We start from the raw sequence: 14,918 nt of genomic DNA, 5'->3' as shown, positions 1-14,918 counted from the left end.
TTAAGAAAGATCAAATCATGATAAAATCAAGAAAGATTATTTCCCTTTTACCTTTCTTCTGCCTCTTTACCATTATTTCCTGGGCAAAAGAAAATGTAAATATGCCTGGCAGGTTAGCGCAATCAGATAAAATTTCCGCAGCAGATTGTGCGCCTGCTTCTCATTCTATTAATCTCGAAATAAATAATGTTCGTGCCCTTATCCAGAACGGTGGAGATCTGTGGTGGGATTTAGATAATAATGCGAAGTACGAAGTGCCCAAACACCAGCAGGGCCAGCCTGAAAATCCCAGCTCTATGTTTGCTGGTGCCGTATGGGTGGGCGGTTTCGATGCGCAGGGCCAGCTTAAAGTGGCTGCCCAAACTTACAGGCAGAACGGAAATGATTTTTTTCCCGGGCCATTGAATGATGATGGAACAGTGGATAAAGCTACCTGTCGTTTATGGGATACCCATTTTCAGGTGTTCGGATCTGAGATTGATTCTTTTTTAAATGTCATTTTAAAAAGTAACCCTATTCCACTCAGCCCCTCACAGGTTCCTGATGATATTTTGAAATGGCCGGGAAACGGAAATCCTTATAATGCTAATGTAGGGAATAGGAATATGGCTCCTTTTTATGATGTTGATAATAATGGCTATTATGACCCTACTTATGGAGATTATCCGATTATTGATCAAACATGCAGCAAAGCTACCTATGCAGATCAGATGATCTGGTGGGTTTATAATGATAAAGGAAATATACATACAGAAACAGGAGCTACTGCTATAGGGCTTGAAGTACATGCATTGGCTTTTGGTTTTAAAACCAATGATGAAGTAAATAACATGACTTTTTATAAATACCAGCTGCTTAATAAAGCTACTTCACCATTGGATAGTGCTTTTATGGGTCAGTGGTTGGATCCCGATTTAGGCTGCTATGTGGATGATTATGTAGGATGTAATGTTGAAACCGGGCTCGGGATAATATATAACGGAGAAGCTGTAGATGGAGGTTCTGTTTGTGCATTGAGCTATGGAAGACAACCTCCTTATCTTGGTATTGATTATTTCAGAGGACCATTAAATCAGTATGGTGTGGAGTTGGGTATGTCTTCTTTTTTATATTATAATAATGACTTTACACTTCAGGGCAATCCGGAAAATGCAGGAGATTATTATGGATATCTTTCTGGTACCTGGAAAGATGGAACTCCATTTATTTATGGAGGTGATGCATATTGCCATGGATCGGGTTCGTGCGTGCCTACTAAATTTGTTTTTCCAGATGATCCTTCGGGGCCGGGCTGGTCGGAATGCTCCGCGAAAGATGTATTTGCTGATCGGCGTGAAATTGAAGCATCGGGCCCTTTCCGCCTTGATCCGGGAACATCCAATGATATAATAGTAGGTGTGGTTTGGGTTCGGCCTCCTATAGGCACGTATCCTTGCCCAAACTTTGGTTTGTTAGAACAGGCTGATAAAAAAGCACAAGCTTTATTTGATCATTGCTTCCAATTATTAGAAGGCCCGCCTGCACCTGATCTTTCTATTGTTGAACTGGACAGAGCTTTGGTTTTATCTATTAATAATACAGAACAGATTGAGAACTTTAAAATATCTGATCCTGAAATTGCTATTTTAGGAGTAGCGGATTCTATATATGCTTTCCAGGGTTATCAATTATATCAGCTCGCTAATTCAAACGTAACAGCACAGGATTTCAGCGATCCATCAAAAGCAAGATTAATTCTGCAGGAAGACGTTAAGGATGGAGTTAGTAAACTGGTAAATCTTGACTATGACCCCAACCTCGATGCTACCGTTCCTACTCTGGAAGTAGAAGGAGCAGATCAGGGTATCAAGCATACGCTATTAGTTACTACGGATGCTTTTGCTACTGGAAATACACAGCTGGTAAATAACAAAACCTATTATTTCAGTTTGATTTCATATGCATATAACAATTTTGTTAAGACTGATTCTATAAAAGACACTTCGGGACACGTGGTAAATATTGTAACCACCAAACAATCCCATCCCTATTTACCGGGGCGTAAAAACATTAAACCATATAGTGGTATTCCTCATAAAATTAGCCCCGAAAACGGGGGATTGGTTTTAAATTCCACGTATGGAGACGGGCCACAAATTATGAGACAGGAAGGTACCGGGAATGGAGAATTATTTACTGATCTTACCCAGCAAAGCGTAGAAGCAATTTTGAGCAGCCCCTCCGGCCAAATTTTTCACCAAATTTATAACGGAGGAGCAGGACCAGTTGGTGTAAAAGTTTATAATCCTAAAATTATACCCAACGCAGATTTTGAATTAGGTCTGGTTGATACTTCACTGGTATCATCCAAAATATTAAATGGAGCTTCCACATATTGGTATCTTACTAACTTAAGCACAGGGGAAACCAAATTTTCGGATACTACTATAAATGCCAGTAATGAGCAGCTTATACCAGATTGGGGCTTGTCTGTATTTATAAAACAAGTACGTAATCCGGGAGGCCCCATAGCCGATCAAACAAACAATAACAACGGTTATATTGGTGCTACAATGCAGTTCGAGAATCCTCAGGAGCCCTGGTTAGCTGGCTTCCCGGATTTTGAAGGCCCGGACTACAGCAACTGGATAAGGTCGGGCACAGCAGATCCAACCAATGGTCTTGTAAACTTTACAGATTATTCAGGGTTTGATGATAACCAGGTATACGAAAATGTGTTAGGAGGTATTATTGCTCCTTATCGCTTAACATCGGATGATAACGTAATAGGACCCGCATGGGCAGACGTTTTGGCGCATAGTCACCTGGCTCAGGGAGTTAACAATCCGCTTGATAGCTTAATTAGCTTTGATCTTGTTTTCACAGCCGATACTTCAAAATGGACTCATTGCGTAGTAGTAGAAACTCAATCCGACCTTAGCCTCACTGAAGGCAATAAAGGAAAGCTGGACCTGAGGGCAGCCAATTCCAGGAATAAAGACGGATCGGAGAATCCTAATGACCGCGGACGTTCCTGGTTTCCTGGTTATGCTATAAATCCCGAAACAGGAGAGAGGCTGAATATCATATTTGGAGAGAATTCGTGGCTTACCAGTGAAAATGGGAGAGACATGCTATGGGATCCAACTAGCAGTATTGTTTCAAACACCTTTACCAGCTATGTTCTGGGTGGGATGCAGTATGTATACATTACCAGATCAAAATACGATGAAGGAGCAAATTATCAAAGACTGTTGACTACAGGTTTAGTTGCGGATAAAAGAATAGCATATTATACCATGGCATGGACGATGATTCCGTTGCTTGCCAATGGATTTCAATTACGGTCCCTTCAGGATGGCTTAATCCCTACCACTACCACTATAAAAGTCAGGGTTACCAAGCCTTATCAAAAATATGTTACGGATGTGACCGCTGGCGCGGGATTCCCTAAATATTTATTCAATACTGCAAATATTGCGGCCCGGAGCGGAGATTTATTTACGGCTGTGAATGCTCTTGATACCATAAGGATTGTTCCTAATCCATATTACGCCTATTCAGCCTATGAACAAACTAAAGTGCAGAATGTGATAAAAATTACTAATCTGCCTAAAGTTTGCACTATTACTATTTATGCTTTGGATGGAACCTTGATAAAAACCATTAAACGTGATGATGCTTCTATAACCTCGGTCAACTGGGATTTAACAAATGATGCAAATATTCCTATTGCAAGCGGATTGTACATTATCCATATTGATGCACCGGGCATAGGAGAAAAGACATTAAAATGGTTCGGTGTAATGCGTCCAACAGACTTGAGTAACTACTAATTTAATTTTTAATCTATCGAAATATGATGAGATTTCTAAAACTTTCTTTCGTTTTTTTTCTTCTTCTGTCTTCTTCTGTATGGGCAGGAAATAAGGACCGTCAGGGTGAAGCCGGAGCTACTGAACTATTGATAAATCCCTGGGCGAGAAGTTCAGGCTGGAATGGAATAAATACAGCTAATGTAAGAGGCATTGAATCTCTTAACCTGAATGTAGCGGGGCTCGCATTTACAAAAAAAACCGAGATTGTTTTTTCTCACACCAATTGGTTACAAGGCACTGGAATCTCATTTAATACTTTTGGCATTTCTCAGAATCTTGGTAAAAGCGGAGGAGTTTTAGGGCTTGATATCATGTCTATTAATTTTGGTGATATTCCTATTACTACCGAAGATCAACCGGAAGGAGGCCTGGGGAATTTCAGTCCGCAGTTCATTAATATTGCTTTAGCCTATTCAAAAGTTTTCTCCAATAGTATTTATGGTGGCATTGTAGTTCGGGGCATCTCAGAAGGCATTTCGAATGTTCATGCTTTAGGAGCATCAGTGGATGCAGGTGTCCAGTATGTTACAGGTCCTGCTTCTGACCCAACAAGAATAAAATTTGGAATTTCACTTAGAAATGTAGGGACCCCAATGACGTTTGGCGGAGATGGTTTGACTTTTTTAGGCCAGGCACCGCAAGGTGATTATACATTAACTGTTGAACAGCGTTCCCAGGGATTTCAGCTGCCCTCTTTATTGAATATAGGTGGCGCATACGACTTCAAGTTTGGTTCAGCAGGCAAAAAAATGCATCGTTTGACTGTTGCTGCTAATTTTACTTCCAACTCTTTTTCTGAAGATCAATTTGGTTTAGGTTTAGAATATGCATTTAAGGAATTGATTATGATTCGCGGAGGTTATAACTACGAAAAAAATATTACTGATCCTCAGTTACGGGTATCTTCCCTCACCGGTATTGCCGGGGGCATTACGTTTGAAATTCCATTGAAGCAGAATGGGCCCACCATAGGGATAGATTATGCGTATCGTACTACCACTCCATTCAACGGAACTCATACTCTGGGAGTACGAATTAATTTGTAATTTTACCACTTGTTTAAAGAAACGCTTCTGCCAAAAGGAAGCGTTTCTTTTTGCTTTATTTATTAAACAAGAAAGCCAATTTATGTCAGACATTACCTATCTAACTATTGAAGGATTAGAAAGATTAAAAAGAGAGCTGATCGAGCTCAGAACAAAGGGAAGGGCAGAAATTGCAAGTCAAATTCAGGAAGCAAGGGAAAAGGGTGATCTTTCTGAGAACGCAGAATATGACGCGGCAAAAGATGCACAGGGTATGCTTGAAATGAAAATTTCCAAATTAGAAGAGGCACTTGCAAATGCGCGAATTATCGATACCAGCAAATTTGATGGTTCAAAAGTAATAGTAATGGCTAAAGTAAAAGTCAAAAACCTGGGGACAAAACAGACCAATCAATTTATGCTTGTATCGGAAAAAGAAGCAGATCTAAAAACAGGGAAGATTTCAGTTACTTCTCCGATTGGAAAGGGATTGCTGGGAAAAGCGGTTGGAGAAGTTGCAGAAATCGATGTTCCTTCAGGCAAGTTAAAATTGGAAGTTCTTGAGATTTCAATATAGATTATTATGGGAAGCATTTTTACAAAAATCATTAACCGGGAAATACCTGCTTACATTGTTGCTGAAGATGATAAATTCATTGCTTTTCTCGATATTATGCCTCTTGCAGAAGGGCACACCCTGGTAATTCCCAAAAAAGAAATTGATGATTTCTTTGATATAGAAGATACGATGCTTTCGGATATGGTTGTTTTCGCAAAGCATGTTGCTCAGGCAATTAAAAAATCAATTTATTGCAGAAAAATTGGCGTTGCGGTAGTCGGTCTGGAAGTGCCCCATGCTCATATTCATTTGATCCCATTGCAAAGTGTAGAGGATATAAATTTCAGCAAATCTAAACTAAAGGTTCCTGCAGAAAGACTGAGAAGCATAGCTAATGATGTACAGACACACTTTATTGCTTAGGATTTTAAATTCATTTTATAATTCTTCCAGGATTTAATTCAATAAATTTTTTCCATCCTGACACTTTTGAATCCCTTGAAAAAAGTATTTTATTTTGAAAATGATGGCAAACAGCCACACCCAAAGCATCCGTTGCATCGGGTAAAAGATGTTTTGTGTCGAACCGAAGCAATTGAGACAAAATAAGTGCTACCTGTTCTTTAGATGAGTTGCCGTTACCGGTAACGGATTGCTTAATTTTTCTTGGCGAATATTCAAAGACTTCAATTTTTTCCGATAGTGCCACCGCAATAGCAATTCCCTGAGCCCTTCCCAATTTTAGCATCGATTGTACATTCTTTCCAAAAAATGGCGATTCAATGGCCAAATCAGTAGGACGGTAACGGTGTATAATCTGTTGAACCCCTGAGTATATTTTTTTTAATTTCTGGTAATGATCTTTTTCTTTATTTACTCTTATAACATCCATTTCAACGAGCACCATTCTTTTATCATCAATTTTTATTATGCTGAATCCCATAACATTAGTACCGGGATCAATACCAAGAATAATTTTAGAAGCTACAGTCTTATTTCCAGTTTCAGTCAATGGCGCCTTTTTAACTAAAAAACAATGACATTATAAAGATGGAATTACTTTTACAATTATTGAAAATTGAAATACCTTATGAAGCCGTTTTCTGCAATTGAGAATCAGCAATAAAATAACTTTAAAATATGAATCTTAGAAGAACGTTTATCTATTCACATATTATATAGCACGGTATCTGGAGATTAACATTACCTGATATAAAGAATGAAAACTGTATTGGCCACTTTAGTTTTCTGGTTGATTACCTGCTTTAATTTTGGCGCGGCACAGACTTCTTCAAGATGTATTGTAAATAATACTGCTTTCAGCATTGGAGAAAAAGTGTTTTATAAAGTTAGCTATAACTGGCACGGGTTGAAATTTAATGGTGGTGAAGTGTCATTTACAGTGAATTCAGGCATTTTTGAAAATAAGCCGGTGTATCATATGATTGGGTATGGCAGCAGCTATAAAAGTTACGATTGGTTTTTTAAGGTTCGTGATCAATATGAAAGCTATGTTGACATGGAAACATTGCAACCGCTTAAATTCATACGTAATGTAAATGAGGGAGGTTATTCCATCTATAACAATGTTACCTTTAAGCATGATCAGCAAAAGGCTGTTTCAACTCATGGAACATTCAATATACCGGACTGTATTCAGGATGTTCTATCGGCTATATATTATGCCCGTAATATCAATTTTGCGCGGTATAACGTAAATGACACCATTCCGGTAAATTTATTTTTAGATGATAAAATCTATCCTATTTATATCCGCTATATCGGAAAGGAGCAGATAACTACGAGCCAGGGCACATTTCGCTGTATTGTATTTCGCCCTCTCTTAATCAAAGGGACTATCTTTAAAGGTGGGGAGAAAATGACCGTACACGTTACAGATGATGAGAATAAAATTCCCGTACTAGTAGAATCGCCTATTGTAGTTGGTGCAGTACAAGCACAAATGTTTCGGTATGAAGGTATCCGAAACCCGTTAACTGCAAAAGTTAATTGATCTGAGAATGGTAACCTAACAATGCTTCTGCGGCACTAAATAGAAAAGCAAGTGTTTAAAAAATTGTAGTTTCGTTTTCGAAAACTTTAGGGGTGTCCTTCCGGACTGAGATCAAACCCTCAAAACCTGATCAGGGTAATTCCTGCGAAGGGAAAAGTTAAATTGATCTCCTTCTATTGTTTTCGATTTTTCATATTTAAATGTTTTAAAAAAGGAACTATCTATTTAAACTAATGAACATTAAGGTTAACAATAATATCATTGCTTTAGAGGACAGCAATCAATTAGAGATGCTCCTGAAAAAACTATTGCTGCAGGAAAAAAATGGAATAGCGATAGCGGTAAATGATGAAGTAATTCCAAAAAGTGAATGGGGCTATTTCAGCTTAAAAGAAAATGATGAAGTGCTCATTATTGAAGCGGCGCAGGGAGGCTAATAGCATTAGAAAAAATATTTAACTAATCATCAAGCAAATATTTCCATGAGTAATTTTAAAAAGCTTCCCACATCAGAAACCATTTCCCGCGCTCCCTTTCCCGGGTCTAAAAAACTATTTGTGAAAGGTAAACTGCACGATATAAAGGTTGCCATGCGTGAAATTGAGACAGATGATGTTGCAGAAATTAAAAATGGAACCGATACAAAAGAAAGGATGAAGGTCACAGTCTATGATACCAGTGGCCCTTATACCGATCCTGAAGCAGATATAGATGTATATAAAGGCCTGCAGCCACTTCGAAAAGATTGGATTTTAAATCGAAATGATACGGAAGAACTCAGGAGTTTTTCTTCGGACTATGCCAATTATAGATTGTCCGATCCGGGATTAGCAGATATCCATTTTGAACAAAGCCGAAAGCCTTACAAGGCAAAATGTTCCGGGAATGTTACTCAGATGCATTATGCAAAGAAAGGCATCATTACACCGGAGATGGAGTATGTGGCTATCAGGGAAAATCAACGTGCCAATGAAGTAAAAAATTATTTTTCAGAATTAAAAACACAACATGCAGGTCAAGCATTCGGTGCTTCAATTCCTCTTAATGCAATTACTGCGGAATTTGTAAGGGAAGAAATTGCAAGAGGCCGTGCCATTATTCCTTCTAATATAAATCACCCTGAAACAGAACCGATGATTATCGGGAGAAACTTTCTGGTTAAGATTAATGCGAATATTGGCAATAGTGCAGTTACATCTTCCATAGAAGAAGAGGTAGAAAAGGGAGTGTGGGCATGCCGTTGGGGAGCCGATACGATTATGGATCTTTCGACCGGCAAAAATATTCATGAAACACGTGAATGGGTAATCCGTAATTCCCCCGTCCCGCTGGGAACAGTGCCTATTTATCAGGCCCTGGAAAAGGTGAGTGCTGCCGAAGATTTGACATGGGAGATCTACCGCGATACTTTGATTGAGCAGGCAGAGCAGGGTGTGGATTATTTTACGGTACATGCCGGTGTGTTACTTCGGTATATTCCGCTTACGGCTAACAGGATAACAGGTATTGTTTCACGTGGGGGCAGCATTATGGCAAAATGGTGTCTTGCTCACCATAAGGAAAGCTTTCTCTATACCCATTTCGAAGAGATATGTGAAATTATGAAAGCCTATGATGTGTCTTTTTCACTGGGCGATGGCCTGCGCCCCGGGAGTATTGCCGATGCAAATGATAACGCACAATTTGCAGAATTAAAAACGCTTGGTGAACTGACAAAAATCGCCTGGAGACATGATGTGCAGGTAATGATTGAGGGTCCAGGACATATTCCAATACACTTGATAAAAGTGAATATGGAGAAAGAATTGGAGGAATGTCACGAAGCTCCTTTCTATACTTTAGGCCCGTTAACGACAGATATTGCCCCTGGCTACGATCACATTACTTCTGCAATAGGCGCTGCAATGATTGGCTGGTATGGATGCGCCATGTTGTGTTACGTAACTCCGAAGGAGCATCTCGGCCTTCCTAATAAAAAAGATGTAAAGGATGGTGTGATAGCTTACAAAATTGCTGCGCATGCAGCTGATCTGGCGAAAGGGCATCCTGGGGCTCAGTTCAGAGACAATGCACTAAGTAAAGCAAGATTTGATTTCAGATGGAAAGATCAGTTTAACCTGTCGCTGGATCCGGATACGGCAAAAGAATTTCATGATGAAACATTGCCTGCAGAGAATGCAAAGGTCGCTCACTTCTGTTCTATGTGCGGACCGAAATTTTGTTCTATGAAGATTACACAGGAGGTTCGTGATTATGCTGAAAAGCTTAAGGTTGCTGAAAGTATAATTATTGATAATGGATTGACGGAAAAGGCCAGGGAGTTTGCAGAATCAGGAAGTGAATTATATGTAAAGCAATGAATGTTGATTTCAAAATTGTAGTGCTTTCATCCCCCGGAAAAGTAAAAGATGAGTTAAAAATAGTAAAGAATCTTTTTGAGGCAGGCATGGATACATATCACTTGCGGAAGCCTCGTTTTTCACCTAAAGAAATGCAGCATTATATTCTAAATATTAATGAGAGGTTTCGAAATAGAATAATGATTCATTCACATTATCAGTTTTTTTTTAAATATAAATTATGTGGCATTCATTTCAGCGAGTCAAATCGAAAGAAAAATTTTTGGAAAAATATAGCGCTGCAAAAGCTTATTAAATTCCGGAAAAAGGATGCCGAAATAAGCACAGGCTTTCATGCGCAGTCAGATATTCTTTCATGCGGGAATGATTATTCTTATGTTTTTCTCAGCCCGGTGTTTGAAAGTATCTCGAAGATCGGGTACAGCAGCACTTTCAATGAGCAGTCGCTTCGTGAAACTCTGAGAAGTACTAAATACAGAGTAATTGCTTTAGGAGGTATAGATGAAAGTAAAATTGAGTCAGCAAAGGATTTTGGATTTAGCGGTGTGGCGCTTCTTGGCTCTATCTGGAAATCTTCTGATCCTGTGGAAAAATTTTGCAGAATAAAAAAGTTATGCTAAAGCAACATCAATACGCTTTAAGTATTGCAGGCTTTGATCCCAGTGGCGGAGCAGGACTGGTTGCCGATATAAAAACTTTTGAGCAGCTTAATGTGTATGGGTTGGGCGTATGCACAGCTAATACGGTTCAGACCGAAGAACAGCTTTCAAGCGTAAAATGGGTTTTGTCACATACTATTTTTTTACAGCTTGAAATTTTGTTGAAAAAGTATCCGCTCACTTACATTAAAATAGGTCTCATTGAAAGCTTTAGCATAGTTATAGAGGTAATAGATTTTTTGAAAAAAAGTTTTCCATTTATTAAGATTATTTGGGACCCGATCCTTAGTTCTTCTTCAGGATTTCATTTTCATTCAGAATTCAGCTATGATGAGTTTATTGAAATCTGTAAGAAAGTATTTTTAATAACTCCTAATAGTGAGGAAATAAAAAAATTAATGAACGAAGGAAATGATTTAAAAGCAGCTGGAAGATTGAAAAACTTCACAAATGTTTTTGTTAAAAGTGTTGCCGGTGCTGATAATCAACTTTTCGATTTATTATTTACCGAAGGAAACGAATATTATTTTGAAACACATTTTCTTAATGGATATAAAAAACATGGTTCGGGTTGTGTCCTGTCATCGGCTATAACAGCTTTTCTTACCAGAGGAAATAATTTATTAATAAGCTGCAAACTGGCAAGGGAATACACACGGAAATTTTTGCTAAGCAGCGATGGACTACTTGGCATTCATAAAAATATTAAAATAGAGGTGCATGAATAAAAAAATTTCCGGATTTCATTTTCTTACTCAGGACCTGCCGCATTATTCCCATGAGAAGCAAGTTCAAACTGCTTGTGAAGCAGGGGTGAAATGGATTCAACTAAGAATCAAAAATAGAAATGAAGAAGAATGGCTGCAGATTGCCGAACACGCCAGAGCCATCACAGCTCAATTCGATGTAAAACTTCTGATAAATGATCATCCTTACATAGCTAAAAAAATAGGTGCAGATGGAGTTCATTTGGGACAGGATGATATGCCATGGACTGAAGCAAGAAAAATTCTGGGAAGAGATAGCATTATTGGATTATCCACCCATACCATGGAACAATTACTGGATTTAAAAAATGCCGAAATTGATTATGTGGGCCTTGGGCCATTCCGGTTATCCGGGACTAAACAAAATCAGTATTCCTTTTTACAAGCGGAAGGTATTAAAACTATTATTTCGGGTGCACGAAAAGCAGGCATGATGAAACCTGTTATTGCCATAGGAGGAATACAACTCACTGATGTAGAATCAATCTTTGGCGTAAATGCAAATGGAGTGGCTGTTTCCTCTGCTGTAAGTCTTTCCGGAAATCCGGGTCAGTCAATCAGGGAATTTATAAATGAATGTGGAGTGTCAGAAGCTAATTCTGGTATTCATACATATTTTAATGTAATACAACTATGAAAGAATTAATTATTGCAGGAAAATATTTTCAATCCCGGTTGTTTTTAGGGACGGGAAAATTCAGTTCGAAAAAATTGATGACTCAAGCGATAAGAGCCTCGGATACACAAATGGTTACTGTGGCATTAAAGCGAATAGACATTTCTAAAAATGAAGATGATTTAGGGAATATAATAAGATCACTTCCTGTGCAAATACTGCCTAATACTAGCGGAGCAAGAAATGCGAAAGAGGCGGTTCTTGCTGCTCAATTAGGAAGAGAAGCTATGGAAACGAATTGGCTCAAACTGGAAATACATCCGGACCCAAGGTATCTTTTGCCAGATGCTGTGGAAACCTTAATTGCTTCAGAGCAATTAGTGAAAATGGGATTTATTGTTTTACCGTATGTGAATGCGGATCCTGTACTATGCAAGCGTTTGGAAGATGCAGGTACAAGTGCGGTAATGCCGTTAGGTTCACCGATTGGATCGAATAAGGGACTTCAAACAAAAGAGATGCTGGAGATCATAATTCGTGAAAGCAAGATACCTGTTGTTATTGATGCAGGAATTGGAGCTCCTTCTCACGCTGCCGCAGCAATGGAAATGGGAGCTGATGCAGTATTAGTTAATACAGCCATTTCAGTAGCACTTGATCCAACAGAGATGGCACGTGCTTTTAAGTTAGCAGTTGAAGCAGGCAGAATGGCATATGAATCAAGATTAGGTATTACCTCAGCATTTGCAGAAGCGAGCAGTCCTCTTACCGCCTTCCTTTCCGAATAAAAACATTAAGTGAGATGAGCTTTGTAAAAATTTTTGATGAACTGAACTGGAATACTGAACGTGATTCTATTTATGCTAAAACGGAAACAGATGTAACAACAGCATTTTTAAAAGAAAACAGGACTCTGGAAGATTTTAAAGCACTCATATCACCTGCAGCAGAAAAGCATATAGAGAACATGGCACAACTAAGCCATGATATTACCTTGCGTCGCTTTGGAAATGTTATACAAATGTATATCCCGATGTATCTTTCCAATGAATGTCAGAACATTTGTACCTATTGCGGCTTTAGTTTTAATAATAAGATTGAAAGATTAACCTTAAATGATAATCAGATCCTCCGCGAAATTGCCATTATCAAAGAAATGGGTTATGATCATGTTTTGCTTGTAAGTGGGGAAGCGGTTAAAACGGTAGGATCGGATTATTTTGAACATGCCATAAGATTGATACGCCCTCACTTTTCAAATATTATGCTCGAGGTTCAACCAATGGACCTGCATGATTATGAAAGATTAATTGCTTGCGGAGTAAATACAGTTCTTGTTTACCAGGAGACTTACCACAAGGAAAATTACAAGCAATATCATCCCAAAGGAAAAAAGTCAAATTTCATCTACCGGCTTGATACACCTGACCGGCTGGGGAAGGCAGGTGTCCATCGAATAGGTTTAGGTGTTTTACTGGGTCTTGAAGATTGGAGAACCGATTCTTTTTTTACTGCTCAGCATCTGGCTTATCTCGAAAAGACCTTTTGGAAAACAAAATTTTCCATTTCATTCCCGCGGCTTCGGCCAGCGGTCGGCTCTCAACATGTTCAGTTTCCAATGAGTGAAAAACAGCTGGTGCAACTGATATGTGCTTACAGAATTTATAATGAAAATGTGGAACTATCTCTATCGACCCGGGAAGCACGCGGCTTCCGGAACAATGCCATTAAACTGGGCATTACCTCAATTAGTGCAGGATCAAAGACAGAACCCGGGGGATACAGCAACTCGAATGCATTGGAGCAATTTGAAATCTCTGATGACCGTTCTCCTCAGGAATTAGCTGCTATTATTGAATCAAGCGGTTATGAACCAGTCTGGAAGGATTGGGACCGTTCGTTAAGCTGATTATATGAAATTAGATATTCTGCTGTGGAATTAACAAAGGAAGAACATCATCGCTATTCAAGGCAGATATCATTGTCTGAGCTGGGTATAGAAGGTCAGATAAAATTAAAAAAAGCAAAAGTTATAGTTATTGGAGCAGGCGGTCTCGGCTGCTCTCTACTTCCATATCTTGCAGCTGCGGGTACAGGTACAATAGGGATTATCGATGGTGACTCAATAGATGTTACAAATCTTCATCGCCAGGTCTTATTTAATAAAAATGAAATTGGAAAAAATAAAGCCGGAATAGCAAAACAAAAGTTATCGGTATTAAATCCGGAAATTAATATTGTATCTATCAGCGAATTTCTATATCCGGAAAATGCCCTTACAATTCTGGAAAATTATGATTTGATTATTGATGGCTCTGATAATTTTGAATGCAGGTATCTGATAAATGATGTATGCGTGAAATTGGATAAACCTTTTGTATCCGGGGCAGTATATAGATTTACCGGTCAAGTTGGAGTATTTAATTTCAACAGGAGTGGCACCTACAGATGCTTATTTGATAAGCCTCCTTTACCGGGGCAAAGGCCAGATTGTTCAGAGACCGGAGTCATGGGAATTGTTCCGGGTATAGTGGGAACGCTAATGGCAAATGAAGCTATTAAAATTATTTGCGGAATAGGAGAGGCTCTTTCGGGGAAAATATTGAACATCGATTTTCTTTCTATGAAATTCCAGACGGTATCATTCAGAAGAGATGAAAATGCAGTGGATGAAATCCGGAGCTTACCATTATTGAATTCGCAGGAATATAAAAATATTTGCAACGTATCATCAAATGAAATCATTAAAGAAATTTCTCCCGGGGAGCTAAAACAGATCTTGGATCAGAACGATAATATTCAGCTGATAGATGTACGGGAACCGTTTGAGCGGGCAAAAGTGCATATTGGTGGTGATTTTATTCCTTTAGGCGATATAATGCTGAATGTTGCGAAAATATCCAAAGACAAAAAAGTAATTTTCTATTGTAAAGCGGGGATCAGAAGCCAAATAGCAATTACACAGCTGCAGGATAAATATGGTTTTACAAACCTGTACAATTTAAAGGGTGGATTAAAAACATATTTAGAAATGAATTCCATTATTGAAAATTTAAAATGA

14 protein-coding genes and 1 riboswitch are annotated in these 14,918 nt (G+C 38.6%); of the genes, 13 read left to right on the top strand and 1 reads right to left on the bottom strand.

Annotated features, from left to right (window positions below; translation table 11 throughout):
• Positions 1-17: 17 nt before the first annotated feature.
• The 4 genes from H0W62_09415 (at position 18) to H0W62_09400 (ending at position 5,864) form a co-directional block, all read left to right on the top strand.
• On the top strand, positions 18-3,815 hold the full coding sequence (locus H0W62_09415) for a hypothetical protein (protein MBA3648754.1): 3,798 nt from the start codon (positions 18-20) through the stop codon (positions 3,813-3,815).
• Between the two features lie 26 nt (positions 3,816-3,841).
• Entirely contained in the window at positions 3,842-4,903 is a 1,062-nt protein-coding gene (locus H0W62_09410; protein ID MBA3648753.1) for a PorV/PorQ family protein, read from the top strand.
• 82 nt (positions 4,904-4,985) lie between these two features.
• Positions 4,986-5,459: a transcription elongation factor GreA gene (gene greA / locus H0W62_09405; protein ID MBA3648752.1), complete on the top strand. Its 474-nt coding sequence runs from the start codon at positions 4,986-4,988 to the stop codon at positions 5,457-5,459.
• Between the two features lie 6 nt (positions 5,460-5,465).
• Positions 5,466-5,864 carry an HIT domain-containing protein gene (locus H0W62_09400; GenBank protein MBA3648751.1) on the top strand — a complete coding sequence of 133 codons (399 nt, stop codon included), beginning with the start codon at positions 5,466-5,468 and terminating at the stop codon, positions 5,862-5,864.
• 10 nt (positions 5,865-5,874) lie between these two features.
• Here H0W62_09400 and ruvC read toward each other — a convergent pair whose 3' ends face one another.
• Positions 5,875-6,384, bottom strand: a complete 510-nt coding sequence (ruvC, locus tag H0W62_09395) for a crossover junction endodeoxyribonuclease RuvC (protein MBA3648750.1) — start codon at positions 6,382-6,384, stop codon at positions 5,875-5,877.
• Positions 6,385-6,660: 276 nt separating this feature from the next.
• Between ruvC and H0W62_09390 the strand changes: the two genes are divergently transcribed.
• The 9 genes from H0W62_09390 (at position 6,661) to moeB (ending at position 14,918) form a co-directional block, all read left to right on the top strand.
• Positions 6,661-7,455, top strand: a complete 795-nt coding sequence (locus tag H0W62_09390; protein ID MBA3648749.1) for a DUF3108 domain-containing protein — start codon at positions 6,661-6,663, stop codon at positions 7,453-7,455.
• Between the two features lie 78 nt (positions 7,456-7,533).
• Positions 7,534-7,625, top strand: a riboswitch (TPP riboswitch).
• A 63-nt stretch (positions 7,626-7,688) separates the two neighbouring features.
• Positions 7,689-7,892, top strand: coding sequence for a sulfur carrier protein ThiS (gene thiS, locus H0W62_09385; GenBank protein ID MBA3648748.1), 204 nt, complete (start codon positions 7,689-7,691; stop codon positions 7,890-7,892).
• Between the two features lie 45 nt (positions 7,893-7,937).
• Positions 7,938-9,815 (top strand): phosphomethylpyrimidine synthase ThiC, encoded by a 1,878-nt coding sequence (gene thiC / locus H0W62_09380; GenBank protein ID MBA3648747.1) that lies wholly within the window; start codon positions 7,938-7,940, stop codon positions 9,813-9,815.
• A complete protein-coding gene (locus tag H0W62_09375; protein MBA3648746.1) occupies positions 9,812-10,435 on the top strand; it encodes a thiamine phosphate synthase in 624 nt (207 codons plus the stop codon). The genes thiC and H0W62_09375 overlap by 4 nt, the downstream gene beginning before the upstream one ends.
• Positions 10,429-11,202 carry a hydroxymethylpyrimidine/phosphomethylpyrimidine kinase gene (locus H0W62_09370; protein MBA3648745.1) on the top strand — a complete coding sequence of 258 codons (774 nt, stop codon included), beginning with the start codon at positions 10,429-10,431 and terminating at the stop codon, positions 11,200-11,202. Before H0W62_09375 ends, H0W62_09370 begins: the two co-directional genes overlap by 7 nt.
• Positions 11,195-11,878, top strand: a complete 684-nt coding sequence (thiE, locus tag H0W62_09365; GenBank protein MBA3648744.1) for a thiamine phosphate synthase — start codon at positions 11,195-11,197, stop codon at positions 11,876-11,878. The genes H0W62_09370 and thiE overlap by 8 nt, the downstream gene beginning before the upstream one ends.
• A complete protein-coding gene (locus H0W62_09360; GenBank protein ID MBA3648743.1) occupies positions 11,875-12,645 on the top strand; it encodes a thiazole synthase in 771 nt (256 codons plus the stop codon). The genes thiE and H0W62_09360 overlap by 4 nt, the downstream gene beginning before the upstream one ends.
• A 14-nt stretch (positions 12,646-12,659) precedes the next feature.
• Positions 12,660-13,766 carry a 2-iminoacetate synthase ThiH gene (gene thiH, locus H0W62_09355; GenBank protein MBA3648742.1) on the top strand — a complete coding sequence of 369 codons (1,107 nt, stop codon included), beginning with the start codon at positions 12,660-12,662 and terminating at the stop codon, positions 13,764-13,766.
• A 24-nt stretch (positions 13,767-13,790) separates the two neighbouring features.
• Positions 13,791-14,918 carry a molybdopterin-synthase adenylyltransferase MoeB gene (moeB, locus tag H0W62_09350; GenBank protein ID MBA3648741.1) on the top strand — a complete coding sequence of 376 codons (1,128 nt, stop codon included), beginning with the start codon at positions 13,791-13,793 and terminating at the stop codon, positions 14,916-14,918.

The sequence above is a fragment of the Chitinophagales bacterium genome, from assembly GCA_013816805.1.
GTDB lineage: Bacteria > Bacteroidota > Bacteroidia > Chitinophagales > UBA10324 > MGR-bin340.
This window is presented reverse-complemented; position numbering and strand designations above follow the sequence as displayed.

Coding starts and splice junctions, on each gene's coding strand:
- H0W62_09415 (MBA3648754.1), top strand. CDS start 18: ATGATAAAATCAAGAAAGATTATTTCCCTTTTACCTTTCTTCTGCCTC.
- H0W62_09360 (MBA3648743.1), top strand. CDS start 11,875: ATGAAAGAATTAATTATTGCAGGAAAATATTTTCAATCCCGGTTGTTT.
- thiC (MBA3648747.1), top strand. CDS start 7,938: ATGAGTAATTTTAAAAAGCTTCCCACATCAGAAACCATTTCCCGCGCT.
- thiH (MBA3648742.1), top strand. CDS start 12,660: ATGAGCTTTGTAAAAATTTTTGATGAACTGAACTGGAATACTGAACGT.
- thiS (MBA3648748.1), top strand. CDS start 7,689: ATGAACATTAAGGTTAACAATAATATCATTGCTTTAGAGGACAGCAAT.
- thiE (MBA3648744.1), top strand. CDS start 11,195: ATGAATAAAAAAATTTCCGGATTTCATTTTCTTACTCAGGACCTGCCG.
- H0W62_09370 (MBA3648745.1), top strand. CDS start 10,429: ATGCTAAAGCAACATCAATACGCTTTAAGTATTGCAGGCTTTGATCCC.
- H0W62_09400 (MBA3648751.1), top strand. CDS start 5,466: ATGGGAAGCATTTTTACAAAAATCATTAACCGGGAAATACCTGCTTAC.
- ruvC (MBA3648750.1), bottom strand. CDS start 6,384: ATGGGATTCAGCATAATAAAAATTGATGATAAAAGAATGGTGCTCGTT.
- H0W62_09410 (MBA3648753.1), top strand. CDS start 3,842: ATGAGATTTCTAAAACTTTCTTTCGTTTTTTTTCTTCTTCTGTCTTCT.
- H0W62_09390 (MBA3648749.1), top strand. CDS start 6,661: ATGAAAACTGTATTGGCCACTTTAGTTTTCTGGTTGATTACCTGCTTT.
- greA (MBA3648752.1), top strand. CDS start 4,986: ATGTCAGACATTACCTATCTAACTATTGAAGGATTAGAAAGATTAAAA.
- H0W62_09375 (MBA3648746.1), top strand. CDS start 9,812: ATGAATGTTGATTTCAAAATTGTAGTGCTTTCATCCCCCGGAAAAGTA.